Origin of the sequence: Dyadobacter bucti (assembly GCF_005869225.1) — a bacterium.
GTDB classification, from domain to species: domain Bacteria; phylum Bacteroidota; class Bacteroidia; order Cytophagales; family Spirosomataceae; genus Dyadobacter; species Dyadobacter bucti.
On the sequence record NZ_SWFP01000002.1, the window covers coordinates 1 to 14239 of the forward strand.

At 47.3% G+C, this 14239-nt stretch carries 20 protein-coding genes; 2 read left to right on the forward strand and 18 right to left on the reverse strand.

Annotated features, from left to right (window positions below):
• Positions 1–198: 198 nt before the first annotated feature.
• Entirely contained in the window at positions 199–510 is a 312-nt protein-coding gene (locus FBF61_RS05210) for a hypothetical protein (protein ID WP_138476151.1), read from the reverse strand.
• 337 nt (positions 511–847) lie between these two features.
• The gene (locus FBF61_RS05215) at positions 848–1270 is read right to left on the reverse strand and encodes a hypothetical protein (protein WP_138476152.1); all 423 of its coding nucleotides are present in this window, start codon (positions 1268–1270) and stop codon (positions 848–850) included.
• A 116-nt stretch (positions 1271–1386) separates the two neighbouring features.
• Here FBF61_RS05215 and FBF61_RS05220 point away from each other — a divergent pair, with 116 nt between their 5' ends.
• A complete protein-coding gene (locus FBF61_RS05220) occupies positions 1387–1791 on the forward strand; it encodes a DUF2958 domain-containing protein (protein ID WP_138476153.1) in 405 nt (134 codons plus the stop codon).
• Positions 1792–1858: 67 nt separating this feature from the next.
• Entirely contained in the window at positions 1859–2344 is a 486-nt protein-coding gene (locus FBF61_RS05225) for a hypothetical protein (protein WP_138476154.1), read from the forward strand.
• 120 nt (positions 2345–2464) lie between these two features.
• Here the strand turns inward: FBF61_RS05225 and FBF61_RS05230 are convergent, their stop codons facing one another.
• The 16 genes from FBF61_RS05230 to FBF61_RS05300 form a co-directional block, all read right to left on the reverse strand.
• A complete protein-coding gene (locus FBF61_RS05230) occupies positions 2465–2728 on the reverse strand; it encodes a hypothetical protein (protein ID WP_138476155.1) in 264 nt (87 codons plus the stop codon).
• Positions 2713–3171, reverse strand: a complete 459-nt coding sequence (locus tag FBF61_RS05235; protein ID WP_138476156.1) for a lysozyme — start codon at positions 3169–3171, stop codon at positions 2713–2715. The genes FBF61_RS05230 and FBF61_RS05235 overlap by 16 nt, the downstream gene beginning before the upstream one ends.
• On the reverse strand, positions 3168–3359 hold the full coding sequence (locus FBF61_RS05240; protein WP_138476157.1) for a hypothetical protein: 192 nt from the start codon (positions 3357–3359) through the stop codon (positions 3168–3170). The genes FBF61_RS05235 and FBF61_RS05240 overlap by 4 nt, the downstream gene beginning before the upstream one ends.
• 41 nt (positions 3360–3400) lie before the next feature.
• Positions 3401–4459: a hypothetical protein gene (locus FBF61_RS05245; protein WP_138476158.1), complete on the reverse strand. Its 1059-nt coding sequence runs from the start codon at positions 4457–4459 to the stop codon at positions 3401–3403.
• Entirely contained in the window at positions 4456–5253 is a 798-nt protein-coding gene (locus FBF61_RS05250) for a hypothetical protein (RefSeq protein WP_138476159.1), read from the reverse strand. Before FBF61_RS05250 ends, FBF61_RS05245 begins: the two co-directional genes overlap by 4 nt.
• A gap of 2 nt (positions 5254–5255) precedes the next feature.
• Positions 5256–6938 (reverse strand): hypothetical protein, encoded by a 1683-nt coding sequence (locus FBF61_RS05255; RefSeq protein WP_138476160.1) that lies wholly within the window; start codon positions 6936–6938, stop codon positions 5256–5258.
• On the reverse strand, positions 6935–10099 hold the full coding sequence (locus FBF61_RS05260; protein WP_138476161.1) for a tape measure protein: 3165 nt from the start codon (positions 10097–10099) through the stop codon (positions 6935–6937). Before FBF61_RS05260 ends, FBF61_RS05255 begins: the two co-directional genes overlap by 4 nt.
• A complete protein-coding gene (locus FBF61_RS35755) occupies positions 10096–10365 on the reverse strand; it encodes a phage tail assembly chaperone (protein WP_445438729.1) in 270 nt (89 codons plus the stop codon). Before FBF61_RS35755 ends, FBF61_RS05260 begins: the two co-directional genes overlap by 4 nt.
• Positions 10366–10409: 44 nt before the next feature.
• On the reverse strand, positions 10410–10895 hold the full coding sequence (locus FBF61_RS05265; protein WP_138476162.1) for a phage-derived protein YdaY family protein: 486 nt from the start codon (positions 10893–10895) through the stop codon (positions 10410–10412).
• A gap of 92 nt (positions 10896–10987) precedes the next feature.
• On the reverse strand, positions 10988–11902 hold the full coding sequence (locus FBF61_RS05270) for a phage tail tube protein (RefSeq protein ID WP_138476163.1): 915 nt from the start codon (positions 11900–11902) through the stop codon (positions 10988–10990).
• 15 nt (positions 11903–11917) lie between these two features.
• The gene (locus FBF61_RS05275) at positions 11918–12319 is read right to left on the reverse strand and encodes a phage tail terminator-like protein (RefSeq protein ID WP_138476164.1); all 402 of its coding nucleotides are present in this window, start codon (positions 12317–12319) and stop codon (positions 11918–11920) included.
• On the reverse strand, positions 12316–12666 hold the full coding sequence (locus FBF61_RS05280; protein ID WP_138476165.1) for a hypothetical protein: 351 nt from the start codon (positions 12664–12666) through the stop codon (positions 12316–12318). The genes FBF61_RS05275 and FBF61_RS05280 overlap by 4 nt, the downstream gene beginning before the upstream one ends.
• Positions 12667–12692: 26 nt before the next feature.
• Positions 12693–12974, reverse strand: a complete 282-nt coding sequence (locus FBF61_RS05285; protein WP_138476166.1) for a hypothetical protein — start codon at positions 12972–12974, stop codon at positions 12693–12695.
• Positions 12971–13306 (reverse strand): hypothetical protein, encoded by a 336-nt coding sequence (locus FBF61_RS05290; RefSeq protein WP_138476167.1) that lies wholly within the window; start codon positions 13304–13306, stop codon positions 12971–12973. The genes FBF61_RS05285 and FBF61_RS05290 overlap by 4 nt, the downstream gene beginning before the upstream one ends.
• 23 nt (positions 13307–13329) lie before the next feature.
• Positions 13330–13812 carry a DnaT-like ssDNA-binding protein gene (locus tag FBF61_RS05295; RefSeq protein ID WP_138476168.1) on the reverse strand — a complete coding sequence of 161 codons (483 nt, stop codon included), beginning with the start codon at positions 13810–13812 and terminating at the stop codon, positions 13330–13332.
• A 4-nt stretch (positions 13813–13816) separates the two neighbouring features.
• On the reverse strand, positions 13817–14173 hold the full coding sequence (locus tag FBF61_RS05300) for a hypothetical protein (protein WP_138476169.1): 357 nt from the start codon (positions 14171–14173) through the stop codon (positions 13817–13819).
• Between the last annotated feature and the right edge of the window lie 66 nt (positions 14174–14239).

Below are 14239 nucleotides of genomic sequence, written 5' to 3' on the forward strand. Positions count from 1 at the left end.
ATTCCTCTTTGAACTATTTAAATCCAGCAGCTTTTGAAGCCGAATATTACCGACAAACTGGATAAGAATTGAAGTTTTTAAATATTTACTAACCCGCAAAAGTGTAAACCAAAAGGGAACCACGTCAGTAAGAGGTTATAACGCATCCAATGAATACGATGCAGAGAGCGGCTACGAGAAGATAGGTTAAATAGAACATTATACCTCCCTCACTTCTGTGCGTTCAAAGTAGTTTTCAAATCTCTCGTATGCGGCAAGCATTGCATCATATACGGTGTCATTATCCAGATTAAGTGCTTCTTCTTCTGAATTAGTAACCAAGCGGCTGTCAACAACGTCCATCGGTACAAAGTAGTCGCCTGACTCGTCATATCCCATATAAGCCGTTACCTGACCATGTGCTTCAATGTCGCCAATGGTTAAACCGATAAGCTTCACAATGCAAAGGATTGGCTCGTATTCTGTGTCTTCTGGAATGTCTAATGCGAGGTGTTGGTAAGATTTGATCATTTGTTCTCTCCTTGGTTTGTATCCTTAGAATACCACAGACTTACGGATTGTCAAGCATTATTTTCAAGATTTTTGATTATTTTCTCAATTATTTTGCGCTTGCTTTTCAACCATAAGAGAAGGCTTTTTCTGAATTTGTCAGACATAGGGCGTTTGCCTGTTTCAATGTCATGGACGTATTGTTTACCAACGCCTGTACCGTTGCCAATGTCTTGAAGGGATGCGTTAAGACTTACGCGGAGGTTTTTTAGGTCGGTCAACTGTGGTCTCCTTGGTTGATACGATTACTGTAAACTAAGACCTACAATGTGTCAAGCAATATTTGAGGAGATAAATGTCATCGTTTCGAATTATAGGTGAAGGTATCAAATAGCCAAATTCTTAAAGGCTTTTTTGATCCCTCCATATATAACTCAATGAATAACTTCTGACCTTTTCGGTATGGCGGATTCCAATCAAATTTATCCTCGCCTGAAAATGTGATCGTGAACCTATCCTTTCCGGGAATTTTAACAAAACGACTTAAATCATCTGTATATCGATCCAGATTCTCGTATTTAAATTCTTGCGGATGTACGCTTGTTTGTACTTGCCAAACCAATTCCCATCTATCAATCGATATGGCCTTGTCAGAATCGTTAATTATACTAATATAATCATCCTGATCACACCAGAGCGAGGCTCTAATCCTCTTTCTACCTGTGAAAATATCATAAAATGCTTTTAACAAACTGACAATTGCACTTGATCCAAATTCCATACCCAAATATCAGAAAAATATCTTTCAATTCATGTGACGGACAATGCCGCAGTCTTCCTCACGAAAACCCCTTGTGCGCAGCACGGCAGCCCCTTATAATATTCAAAGGAGCAATCATGTCACGCCTTTACACACCAGAAGAAGAAGCCAAGCTTAGAGAAAACGGTAAGCGCTCCGAGAGCCAGGACATCGACCCGGTCCCGGTTGTAAAACTGTTTGCTACCAATGGCCGGGCGATCTGGTTGCTCACAGAGCTATCACCATTTTACGAGGGAATGGCCTTTGGGCTGTGTGACCTGGGGATGGGTTGTCCCGAATTGGGTGACGTATATCTCCCCGAGTTGGAAGAAATTAAACAGCGCAACACTGGACTCCCGGCAGTTGAGAGGGACGATAATTTCAGCCCAGAGCATCCGCTGTCCATTTTCACAGAGGCAGCAAGGTTATTTGGGCAGATTACGGAAGATCAGGTAGAACTTAGAGCTTTTTCGAAGACAATAAATCCTAGAAATATTTCATAAGTTTTAAGTAAATATCTACCTCATACTGATTTCATTATAATAAAACCTAAACTAAATTCTAATTATTATGATTGCGGCTCTAGTCGTTTATGTTGTCGTCTGTTATTTTATTGTACAGTTATTTTTTAAGAAAAAGGACAATATTGCAGGAATTGCTATAACGGCCATTCTTCTTGCAGCCATAGGTCTCGGCGGTGCTATTTACTGGAGCCACGTATCGGTCAGATGTACCGCCCAAGAGTCTCCGGTAACCATTGATCAGTTAGTTGGTAAATGGAAACTTCCTAATGACATACTCACTGTCACTCCGGATATGCGCTTTGAAATGAGAAGTACCGGATCAAGCAATCTCACTTTTATTGGAGAGGTAACAATTGAAGGCAGTTTAGTTACATTCATAGAGGATATTAGACCGGAAGCAGTTACTAATAACAGATGGCAACAAGTAATTGAAATTTGTAGCACAGATGATGAGGAACTTAAATATCATAACATATCTGGATCTTACGCAGGGTCAGATGAATTAAAAGAAGTCGCTACAAAAATCAACTAATCATAATTTCATACGGAGCATTTCTTCAATCGGGCCAGATCATGCGCCAAAATTTTGCGCTTCGTCTCAACGGTATCCAGCGGATGCGCCATGATCGTGCGTGTCCACGAACACCCGGTATCAACGATCCTCGTCTGAGCGCATCCAGCCACCAGCCCGCAACTCAGCATCAATAGCACTATCCGAAAGCTTACGTGTTTCATGGTCAATTTTCTCCCTTTGAGAGGTGGCTTTGACTGCTTCTTTGGTGGCAATTACGTTCTGGTCGGCAATGGCAAGCTTTTCACCATCTGCCTTACCTCGCCAATGACCGAGGGTATAGCCAATGTTCAATCCGATGATTACAGCGGCCAGATATAAGGCATATTTCAGGATTGTAGGCATAGCTTAACCTCAGCGCTTCTGCGGCGTTCCAACCCTTTAAGACGTTTCCCTTTGGCGTACACCCATTTCAAAAGTTCGTTACAACCGCCCACAACATCACCGGCATTAAGCTTTTTCAGCATGGTTGATCTTGCAAAGGCTCCGGCACCCACGTTATAGACAAAGCTACCTAGGGCGGCGCGGCGCGTATCAGGCATGGGAACTTTGACCAGACGGTCAACAGCCGAGATCGCCTCTCCCAATTCAGCGTTTAACAGCCGGTCACACTCTGACCTGCTGCGCGTCTGGCCGATCTTCACGCCGGAAGTGCTGCCGTAACATATCGTCGGGATACCCACGGGATCGAGATACGACATAAGGTTTAATCCCTCGTAATATGTCACAATCGGAAGGGCAAAGGATATCGCACCTGCAACAGCTATCCCGGCAGCGCGAGAATTCATTTTCTATTCCGCAAATACGCTGATAGTGCCTCGTAATATTTTGGCATCAGCAAACCGATTTGCAGGACAAGATAAAGCAGGGTCACAATCGCCACCCACTCATTAAGCGTATAGCTGTAAAGGACGGCTCCACTGGCTCCGACACCCATTTTGGCAATCGCTATCTTTTCGTCATCCATTCTGGTCATGCCCTCAATTTAGTGCTCGGTGTGTAAGTATTCCATGTGATTTATGCCCAGGCTCTCATCACAAATCGCCAGTCAGTTAACGTAATTTGTGCCATCAGGCCGTTGTCTTTTCTTTGAACGAAAGGCGCATTATTAACGCCAGCCCAGATATTTGTGGCGTTGAAGCCTACTGACGCCCCGCCATTCGTGTAATCGTTGTCTTTCGCCAGAGGCACTTCATCTCCCACAGAAAAGCCCAAAACGGCGTTTTTCGCCCTTAAAGTTACCATGACAAGCTTTGGGAAAGCGCCTAGACTGTGGGCGACACTGACGACGGTGTTATTGGTAACTGTCTGCTCAGCGCTTTCAAAAATCTTCGTAAATCCAAGCCCGGCTTTTACGTTTGCTGGCGTTGTGCCGCGATCAGTCGCTGTTCCAGTTCTAAATTCTGCATCTGTGGCAATTTCAATTATCCCCGCGACAGTATCGGAGGCGACTGGTAAAGTCCCTCTCAATTCAAACCATCCAGAGGCAGACTTATAAACCGCCTCAAAATACCCTCCATTGGTCAAAACATTAGCAGCCGGATCAGCGCCGTTCACTTTGATATTCTTGCTACCGAGGGAATTGACGTTGATCGTGGTCGCCCCGGCAGTGTTGGCATTGGTCGCGAAACCCTTGATAGTCATTCCATCTGAATAACCTTTGGGGACAACCGGAAGCGTGAGAGTCAAAGCGTTTGCCGTGCCAGCAACTACTCCAAAACCCTCGATAAAGTTCAGGTTTTCATCACGGGTTGGAACGACATCAGCAATAAAGCCCAAATAAACGTTTTTCGTACCAGATCCAAAATTCACAGGGGCGTTGGAGTAAGATGAGCGTAAGACAGTAGTCCTGGATAACGTGTCACTGGCTGCATCTGTTACAGTTCCTGTCCCACATTCCCAAGATACGATAACACCGAATGCGTCAGCCTGAGTAATCGTGTATGGAACCTTCGCACCATTCCCCACACCTGTTACAAAGGACTGGAAACCAGCGACCGGACCTTGAAGTGTAAGCGTTCCGGTTCCGGTTGTTGTCGAAGTTTCAAATACGCGGTCGGCAGTTTTCAGGGTCATGCTGGAATTTCCTCAATCCGGAAAGCTTTGTTGAAAAGGGAGAACTGATAATTCACCTTTGGATTAATTGTTTCTATCGTGCCATAGTACGAGCGGATTTGCAAAAACTCTTTTGCGTCCGGATCTGGGACAAACAATACGTCCTTCGTCCGGCCACAGGCCAATTCCAGAGCAAAGACCTTACCGAAAGTATCGGCCTCATTCAAGTATCCAAGGGCAAACTCAGCGGTTTTGTATTTGACGAACTCACGTGGGATCTTCCCGCCTGAGGCAACCCGATTAACTCGGGACGGATCGACAACACCCTCAGCCAAACCGTAATCCATATTTGTATCAGGCTGGAATGCTTTGCTGATATACAGCCTTCCAATATCAATATAGGCCGCGCCGGTGTCCACAATGTCGATAAACCAATAGCGATAGGTCTGCGGTGAAAAGAACGACAGGAACATATTTCTTTCCAGTGGATAGCCGCTGTCAACGAATGTGGTCTGATTGGATCGTGCTGGTAAAAGTCCTGTATCGTATGGTGCTGTTACGGGATTATTGGTATTTGAAGCCCGGACACGGACGGACGCAATCGCAGAGCAATTGTGTGCTATTAATGCAACAAGGTTGATTTCTTTTGCAGAGAGCAGGTCAACCGTCAAGGCAACGGTATCCCCCAGAACCCGATAGATGGCTTTCAAGTCCATTTTTTGAAGGTTTGCAATCGACAGGTCGCCAGTGCCGCCAGTGCCGCCAATCACACCGGCATCGGACAAAAGGGCATTTGCTAAAATCATATTCTGCATAGCTACCCCCAGAGTTCAAAGACAGTTGCGCCGGTCTCGGCGTCTTCCGAAACACCGGAAACCATAAAGACTTTCCCGGCATCAAGATTGAACCGATTGTATATCAATTTCACTTGATCGCCAATGTATAATTTAAACAAAGCGCGGTAAACAGTGAGCTGGAAAACCTGCCTTGGTTCGCCGTGGACTAAGACAAGACGGTCAAGCAAGGCCTGAGCGTCGGCCTCATTTGCGATATTGGTGTAGAAAATCTTTTCGATCATTTCCTTGCTCTGACTCCGTATCGCTCGGTCTTCATTGGTCAGATATCTATATTCATTCGAGACAAAGGATCGGTCTGCATCGGTCGTCGCCGCGGCGAGTTCGCTTTCATCCTGCACAGTCCAAGCCGGGGCATAGGCGACGGAAATCCGCCAGGCTGGTTTGTTGATCCGGTCGAGCTTAATTCCCTGCTCGTCAATGTCATTAATCGTGAGGGTCGTGCTTTCGAGGGTTGGCGGGGAGACTGTCCCGGCAAACAAAAGTCCCTGTCTTGTGAATGTCCAGTACGCCCCTACCCCTGATATCAGGTCGTTGATCGCGTCACTGGCCGTCATATTTCGATTGATATACGTTCCCACATCTCCCGTTAAAACAGCGTCCAGATCATTCAATGACCCGCCGTCGATATATTCCGGCTCAACCGGGTTCAACCCTAACCGCGTTGTAACGATACGCTCGATAATTTCACCAGTCTTTGAGACGTAACCGTTGGCGTTCTCACCCTGAACATCCATTGTAATACGCCCGGCAGGAGTCGAGCCAAGTTTGATAAATCCTCCTGAAAGTTGGGTTTTAAACTGTCCAGCGGCAACACTCGCGCTCACAATGTCTGGAACATCCCCTACATTAGTAAGAGCAACACCCCGGTCCCGGACAGCGTCTACGGAAAGAATAGATCCATCGTGGATTTGATAAATCAGGTTCACCGAATCCACCAAAACAGGCTCAGCGTTCTTGATCACACCGTATGCAAGCGGTTTGTAGGTGTTGGCAATATCCGCGCCACCGTCGATGCCACCCGTGCCACCATAAATTCCGGAGACAATCTGCTGGTCTGTCTTGGATCGGTTGTCTTTAATCGTCAGGGTAAACTGTTCGTCGTCCCCGTCAAAGTCATCAATCGCTCCATCAAAGATGGTTGCAAAGTCCTGATATCGAAACCACGTCGCCCCGGCTTTCACTGTTACGCGTCGGGATGACCAGAAATAGTCCACTAAGCGGTCAAGGTCTCCATCACCATTCTGAATGACGATAGAACCATAGGATTGATTGCTGTTCCCAAACTCATCATTGGACAGGACCGAAACGTCAAACTGGAAAGCGTTGTTGACACGGCCGATGAAGTATTTGTTTGCCAGCGTATCAGTTGGCTTAGTCACAAATCCGACATCCGATAAACATACCAGTGTAACGCCACCATAATATTTAAAACCGTATTGACTGATTGACAGCGTTCCGAAAGGCGGATCTCCATCAAAAGTGTTTTCCTGAGTTAGATCGTATGGATATGCCTCAATCAGATAAACGAGCTGTGCATCCGGGTTTTGTTGAAGGATTACAAAGGGATCGGGTGTGGACTGGTCAAGATCGTCCGCTAACTGGCTTATTGCCAGATCACCGAAGAAATTCAGGTAATCGGTCATGCTGCGACTTTCAGGTAACTTGTCATCCGTTCCATCACCTTACGCATCTTTACGAGTTCTTTACGGTTCTGTTCCTGCTTTTCAGTGTTTTCCTGCATCATGGCTGCCATCTGTCCATTGCTTCGGACAATGTCCCCGGCAGCATTCCCCGAGAGCGCCATAATCCCCGCTGTCTGGCCTGCGGTGTAGACTTGTTCACCACCGCCCATACGGACAAGTTCACGGCCTTGCTCACCCACCATGGCAATTCCCGGGGAAGCTGAATTCGTTCCCTTTGCGTACCCGGGAACCCCAGCGGCACGGGCAATCTCGGTCACACTCGACCGGACAAAACCCTCCAATGCAACAAAGCTGACGGATGATGCATAAATACCACGCCCCAGCTCAATCAACGTTGCTGCCGCCCCTAATAGATCGCTTGTAACGGTCAGATCACCCCCTTGGGCTGTTTTCAGAAGGTCGTCAAAGTTCTTCTGAGCCAGACCTAATTTATCCATTGGGTTCAGGCTGGAATTGGCGCTCAACGACTGTCCATCGAGGAAAGCCTTGAAGGTTTTGGTCATTTCTTCCAGACTGGAAAAACCCGCCGCCTGAGCCTTCAACGCTCCAATCGCGGCCTCTTTCTGTTTATCCAGAGCCTTTGTGTATTCTTCAATCGGCAATCCCAGATCGGTAGCGCGTTTGATCATATCTGAGAACTGGACATTCAGATCAGCAATGGCCTTGGTCAATTGCTCGGCGACGGACACAGGATTGAGCGTGGCCTCATACGATTTACCAAAAGCAAAAGCATCCGACAAAGCGGCTGTATTACCAACACCTACTTTGTTCAAGATGGTCTGGAAGGTTGAATTTAACCCCGAAGTACTCGCAACAACGAGCTGCTTAACAGCGTTAAGAAAGGCTTCGGTGTTATTTCCGTAGTTCTGACCGCCTTCAATGCGGAGACCGTCGCGGCTACCAATAGTAAACCCGAAAGCTCCATTTACCTGACCGCCAACGTCTTTCATCAGCGAGGCAAGAGCAGATACTTCATTTAGGACTGCATCACGAAAGTTTGCGTTCTCCTGGCTGAATTTCTTGCCGGTCATTCCGCTTGTTGAAGTCGCAAGGCTGTTCAGGTCGATATATCCGCTTTGAGCTTTGTCCGATGGCTTGCCGCCGCCAAACAATCCACCAAGCGCTGAACCGATAAAACCGCCAATACCTGCGCCAATCGGGCCACCAAAAGCACTACCAATCAAGCTCCCGCCAATACCAAGGCCGGAATCCACGATCATATTACCTGAACCAAGACCCAACAGCTGTGCGCCTAGGCTTCCAATACCACCAAATGCAGAATTTCCAAAAACCTGTTGAAGCTGTGCCGTCTTACCGAAACCTAATCCAAGGCTGCTTCCAAGCTTACCACCAATACCACCGAGTGTTTGGCTATATCCCGTACTGAATAAGCTGGAAACACCGCTGAACATACCTCCGCCTGATCCTACGGTTGTTGCGACATTCCCCCCGGTGCTTGATGCTGAGGCGATTGCCCCGGATGAAAGGCCAAACATCCCGCCCACAGCGCCAACCATAGAAATCACAATTGGGCGGGCAAAAGCCTGATAGGCAAGATCCGCAAGAAAACTCTTAAATGTGTTCTTCCAACCATTCAGAAGGGCTTTAAAACCACCGTCACTCTCGGTAAAGGCTGATTTAAACGCATCCTTAAAGCCGTCATCAACCTCACTGGCAAGGGATTGGAAGGCCCTACCCAGTGGACTATCGAGTTCCGCTTCTACTGCCAGTTTGTTCAATTCATCACGGGCGTTCTTGATGTTTTTGGCAATGGCCTCGGATTGCTCGTTCGTCTTGGCGAATGGTTTCAACCGTTCCATCTCAGCAATACGGTCGTAAAGCTGTTCTGTTTCCGTGCGGGAATCCTTAATCGCGTCAGTTAATTCTTCCTGAATTTTCTTCTGTGCTTTGAGGGCTTCTTTATTCTCATTGCCCTTAGCAGCAATATCCTTGGCAATTTTGGCATAGTCCTGAGAAATAGCCCGTTGCTCCGGTGTAATCACTCCACCGACATCATCGCCAAATAAAGCAGATTCACGCTCTTTTCTTGCTGCATTCGCTGATTGTAACGCACCGCCAATATCACCAGTCTGGAATAGATCAATCTGTGTTTTGTCAATCCCTGTCCAGGAGGGGGCGTTACGCTTAACCCAGTTCATTCCCTTAATAGCTTTATTGATAGCAACTAGCATCAAGTTTACGGTTTCAGATATGCCAGCCACCATGAAATCAAAAGTGGTTGCGAGGCCGTTGTAAATCATTTTCGCACCTTGACCAACGCCTCGCAATGCTATCCCAATACCATTTGTTGCTCCGGTCGCACTGTTCGCCTGTGCAATAATCTGGTCAAAACTGTTGACCATCTGTTTAGCGCCTTGAGCGGCGGTTTTGGGGAATTGCTCAAATTCCAACCGTACTTTTTCAGTCTGGTTTAGAATTGCTGAAAATACATCGCCTGACAAAATTTTGCCACTATCTACAAGCGTTTTCATCTGACCAGTGGTAACACCCAGCTCATCGGCAATCGATTTCCCGACCGCCGGAATATTCTCCATGATTGAGTTAAATTCTTCTGCTTGGACTTTGGGCCTCGAAAGTGCCTGTCCTAACTGCATCAAACCGGCTTTCATCGCATCGGGTAAAGCGCCCGACGTCACACCAAGTTTTGTGACTGTCTCGGTGAAAGACAGCATATCATTATTGGTGGCTTTGATTTCTTCACGGACGAACGAAAGACGCTGAAGAATGGAAAGGCTGGTCGCCATCTCACTTCCGGTGGCATTGGAGATGCGTCGTAATTCGCCCATCATCCGCGTGGTTTCCTGCGTGGTTCTGGCAACGCTTCGTAATCGGGCTTCCATGACCGTGTATTGATCGGCCATCTTGACGATCTGCCCGACACTCATCACAGCACCCAGCGCACCAAAGGCTCTTGCAAGGCCATTTGTCGCCAGTGTTGTGGCTCTTACCTGATTTTCAAGCTGTTTAGTTGAGCTGGTGGCGTTCTTACCGGAAGAATTGATATCATCGAGTGATTTTTTTATGGTACGGCCACCGGAAGGATCTCCGGTAATACCAACGACAATATTTACATCACTCATTTCGACCCCTTGCGCTTCTCTTCAAATTGATAAGCTGCGTTCTCCAGTGACCTGATATGGCTTTCCAAAACTGTGAAATCGTCAATGTCATTCACTCCGTTTCTCAACGCCCATCTATCAATAGAAGACCAAGGTATCGGGCCTATGCTCATTCCAATCGGTTTATCATACCTCAACTCTTGGTATGCAATCAAGTAGAAGTCCAAGCCGGGGAGAAGTTTAGGGCGACGCTCTAATGCAGCAACTTTTTGTCCGTCTCGCTGCAAGCCTTCAAGAAATGAAACCTTATCGCCCCATTCCGTTTCCCAGACTAGGACTTCTGTGAGTTTTTTGCTTCGGCCTCAATTTTTTTCTTCCGGTAGTTTGCAGCGTCCGAGGCATCAGATTGAATTTTCGTGAACAGATCCGGCGCGGCGACAAACAGATTAACCAAGCCTTTCTTCGCAGTTGCGTCATAAGGAATTGTTACGCCATCTGTGGTTTTCAATCCCACAATGACAGTTTCAACGTAAACTTCGGCCATCAGCTTATTGGCTTTCGTATCTTCTTGACCATCAACTTGATCGCCACGGGTTTCTAGATACGGAAGGATTTTGTCCTTCATTGCCTTGGCGTAATCGTGGTTCCGGTGGATGGCACGGCGCAAGACGAATGTACCGTATCGGCCATAATCGAATGCGACACCAGCCTTGGTTTCCAGATTGGTATCTGTCTCAAAACCTTCATGGAGCGTTGTAAGGAATGTTGCAAGCAGGTCTGTGGCAACTTTCGGAGATGCCTTTGTTTTCTTGGTCATTGAAGTTCCTTCGGGGGTTAGACGGAAGCGATCTGCCCGAACAGACCGCCCCCTAACTTGCAAGTATTCTTAGGCATCCGGGTGCCAACTTGTTACGGTGTACGCGTAATTCTTAATTGAGCGGCTGTCGTTGCGTCAAAGTATGCCTGGAAACTAATCTTCTGCATCACGTCCTGATTGTTACCGTCTGCGGAAACGTTGTTTGCAGTCAGTTTCAGTTTCGGAATGAAGAAAACGTATTTGAGTGTCGAAGCACCACCAAGAGAGAAGGTAAGATCAGCGGCTGTATCGGCCAAGAACAATTCAAACAGTTCCTGACTGTCGAAATATGCCTCCATCTCACCAGTAACCACACATTGCCCGGCACGGATGCCCTTGCTGGCTACTTGACCCATGACAGGCTGTTGTTCAAGGTTGTTGGTGATGTTCAGTGACAGAGACATTAACTGAACCGTCCCACCGCCTGTGATTGACAGGGAGGCAAAGTTATTGGCTGCGTTGATGACGGGGTTGGCGTTTGGTTCTGTGTATGTCGCCCCGGAGATAATCGCCTGAGCGGAAGTTGTGGTCTGGCACATAATGTTGAATGAGCCGGTAACAATCTCTTTGGCGCGCATATTCAGCGAAAGACTGTTGACGACTGATCCGGGGTAACGGTGGAATTGGTTCGCTGTCGCGGCATAAGTCTTTTCGATCGTGAAAGATTTACGCGTCACACCGTTTTTCAGGACGTTTGTCGCCCAAGTGCTGTACATCAGACTTTCAAGGAAATCATCGAATGATCCGTATGAAAGTTCAAAGTTGATATCCCCGGCTGCTTCCTGACCAACACGGGTCATGTCAGCGACGTTACGATCCGGGCGGATCTCATTACTGGAAACATACTGAATGGACGGCGAAAGGCTCTCACCGGTGATGCGGGCTTTTTTGAATACCGGTGTCGCCGGTGTCGTGCCGTACGTTACTTCGGCAACATAGGCAAGGCGGGTTTGTGAGGAATCGGTCATGAGGGGTCTCCTTGGTTAAGCAATGGTGTCATAATAGAATTTGGAAAGCACGTTTACCTGATACCATCCCGCGCCATCGTTACCGATTTCCCGCGCCTGAACGTCATAGAATGTTATACCAGAAATTTGTTTGCCTTGAAAGATGGGAATGATCAGATCGACCTTTTTCCTCGCGTCCAGACTTCCCTGACCCTGCGGCTGGAAAACCTGCGCTGCGATCAATCCGTAACGTCGAAACTTATTGCTGCCCGGTGATCCGATACTGGCCTGATTGCCGTCGTAATGGGAAATGTTGAACCGGACCCAGGTTGTTGTTGGGATGTCAAACTTCACATCATCATATGCGACCTTTGTTGTGTCTCCCCATGCGTCCGAAAAGATCTTGCGGATGGTTTTCACTGCGATTTCGTAGTTCATTTGCCACCTCGCTTGGCTAGGTTTTTCGCCTGACGGACGGCAATATCAATGCCCTTTTCAACAAAGTTGGCCGGGGCTTGCTTGGAATATCCGTCATTCAATCGATGAATGTATGGCAGGCTGTTCGAAATGAATATCGTATCACCAGCGGTGTATTTAATACCTGGGTTAGTATCTGGTGGCGAGGTATTTTCGGTGGTTTTGTAATCAATGTTGTTGACGGCAATATTCCAGTTACCACGGGCGCGGCCTGTATCGACTGGTGTAGCCAGAATGATGTTAGCATAGGCAAGAATGGCTGTTGAGCGCACAAGGTCTCGATGAACCTTATACACTTTATTTTCCATGGCAGCTCTGATTTGATCTTCTACTGTCATTTTTCCAATGTATCCAATAAGCGGTTTTTCAGCACTTCACACGCAGCAACTCCGGCGTAAACATTGCCCTTCATGCCCTCGCTGAAACTAGTAGTAAGCTGGTCATCAACAATGGCACCCACGATACCAACATCTAACAGGAATCCTGACCTGACCATCTGAATAGCCTCTTGAAGAATAACCTCAGCATCTGTCTTCTTATGGGACTGGCTGTGGATCAAATAAACAGGCGCACCACCGTTTTTCATTTTGACCTTACCAATTCTGCAACCTGTCATTTTCTCACCTGCAATTTGTAAATGATTGGCGTGTCGCCCGGCTGAATTGTGGACATAGGGATGATCTTGTATTCGTCATTACCGTCAACAATTGTGTCATTGTGCTGTGGTGGGGCTAATAATTCTGCACTGGCAATCAAGACCTTTTTATCGCCTCTGAGGATAATAGTACCGTCAATCTCTTTCTCTGTAAAATCGGTAAACAGTGCCTTTATGCTCTCCTCGGCAGATGTTGACCCGGTAAAGCTGTCATCAGAAGGATCATATTGACCTTCGTTGTTCCGGCGCAAAATAACGGTACGGCCAAACTCATTGATCTGCTCTTTTGCCATCTCGGCCATTATATCATAAAAGCTCATACACGCACCACCGGGACGTTAATCCCGCTTCCTGAGAGGTATGGACGCAATAGACCGTCAATGGCTGGGCGCTTAGTATTGGCGCTGGCAGAGGCGAAGTATTCAATCTCGATCACGTCAACCTTCTTAGATTTAACCTGCCCCTGTGGGCTGATTGAGGGGCTTAGTGATCCCGTGAGAGCTTCCAGTGCCAGCTCCGCAACTGCGGCCTTTACTCTTGTGGGAATTGTGTCGTATTCAACCCCGGCAATGCAGGCGCGAGGCCATACCAAAGGTTGATCATATTCTACCAAACGGCCACGAAAGGAATATTTTTGATTAATGTAATCGGTTGCTTTAATTAGAGAAGCCTCTTTGACGGCATCGGTGCCAGTCCAAGAGGTATTTCCACGGTCGGAGTGAAATGCGTTTGCGTAATCAAGCGAACAAAGGGAATTCGCTCCTTCTACAATGCTTCCATCTTCGACCGTGAATGGCATTTAATTAACCCAACAAAGCGAACAGATCGGCTTTTTTGGTTACGCCGTTGTAGTCAATGCCACGCGCGTCCAATTCAGCTTTAATCTGAGCTGTAGTCGAGTTTTCAGTGATTTCGCCATAGTCGCTCCCATCAGCTTCGGCTTTATCAGCTTCTTCGATAGGGTTTTTCTCAACTGTGCCAGGCACTCCGCCATCTGTCGCACGGACAGCCGGGGAATTCTTCATAGCGTCTTTAATTGGTGAGCCGCGCTCGTCAACTGCATCTTTCTCACGTTCAGCTTTTTCCTTTGCAAGTTTAGCATCACGCTTTGCGTAGATTTTTTGACGTTCGGCCTGAATGTCGATTTCTTCTTTAGCCATTTTTTGTACTCCAAGATAATTAAGAGGTATTTAGTCGGTAGGGTAAATTTAGCCCGGCGGTTAAAC

Coding starts and splice junctions, on each gene's coding strand:
- FBF61_RS05210 (WP_138476151.1), bottom strand. CDS start 510: ATGATCAAATCTTACCAACACCTCGCATTAGACATTCCAGAAGACACA.
- FBF61_RS05215 (WP_138476152.1), bottom strand. CDS start 1,270: ATGGAATTTGGATCAAGTGCAATTGTCAGTTTGTTAAAAGCATTTTAT.
- FBF61_RS05220 (WP_138476153.1), top strand. CDS start 1,387: ATGTCACGCCTTTACACACCAGAAGAAGAAGCCAAGCTTAGAGAAAAC.
- FBF61_RS05225 (WP_138476154.1), top strand. CDS start 1,859: ATGATTGCGGCTCTAGTCGTTTATGTTGTCGTCTGTTATTTTATTGTA.
- FBF61_RS05230 (WP_138476155.1), bottom strand. CDS start 2,728: ATGCCTACAATCCTGAAATATGCCTTATATCTGGCCGCTGTAATCATC.
- FBF61_RS05235 (WP_138476156.1), bottom strand. CDS start 3,171: ATGAATTCTCGCGCTGCCGGGATAGCTGTTGCAGGTGCGATATCCTTT.
- FBF61_RS05240 (WP_138476157.1), bottom strand. CDS start 3,359: ATGACCAGAATGGATGACGAAAAGATAGCGATTGCCAAAATGGGTGTC.
- FBF61_RS05245 (WP_138476158.1), bottom strand. CDS start 4,459: ATGACCCTGAAAACTGCCGACCGCGTATTTGAAACTTCGACAACAACC.
- FBF61_RS05250 (WP_138476159.1), bottom strand. CDS start 5,253: ATGCAGAATATGATTTTAGCAAATGCCCTTTTGTCCGATGCCGGTGTG.
- FBF61_RS05255 (WP_138476160.1), bottom strand. CDS start 6,938: ATGACCGATTACCTGAATTTCTTCGGTGATCTGGCAATAAGCCAGTTA.
- FBF61_RS05260 (WP_138476161.1), bottom strand. CDS start 10,099: ATGAGTGATGTAAATATTGTCGTTGGTATTACCGGAGATCCTTCCGGT.
- FBF61_RS05265 (WP_138476162.1), bottom strand. CDS start 10,895: ATGACCAAGAAAACAAAGGCATCTCCGAAAGTTGCCACAGACCTGCTT.
- FBF61_RS05270 (WP_138476163.1), bottom strand. CDS start 11,902: ATGACCGATTCCTCACAAACCCGCCTTGCCTATGTTGCCGAAGTAACG.
- FBF61_RS05275 (WP_138476164.1), bottom strand. CDS start 12,319: ATGAACTACGAAATCGCAGTGAAAACCATCCGCAAGATCTTTTCGGAC.
- FBF61_RS05280 (WP_138476165.1), bottom strand. CDS start 12,666: ATGGAAAATAAAGTGTATAAGGTTCATCGAGACCTTGTGCGCTCAACA.
- FBF61_RS05285 (WP_138476166.1), bottom strand. CDS start 12,974: ATGACAGGTTGCAGAATTGGTAAGGTCAAAATGAAAAACGGTGGTGCG.
- FBF61_RS05290 (WP_138476167.1), bottom strand. CDS start 13,306: ATGGCAAAAGAGCAGATCAATGAGTTTGGCCGTACCGTTATTTTGCGC.
- FBF61_RS05295 (WP_138476168.1), bottom strand. CDS start 13,812: ATGCCATTCACGGTCGAAGATGGAAGCATTGTAGAAGGAGCGAATTCC.
- FBF61_RS05300 (WP_138476169.1), bottom strand. CDS start 14,173: ATGGCTAAAGAAGAAATCGACATTCAGGCCGAACGTCAAAAAATCTAC.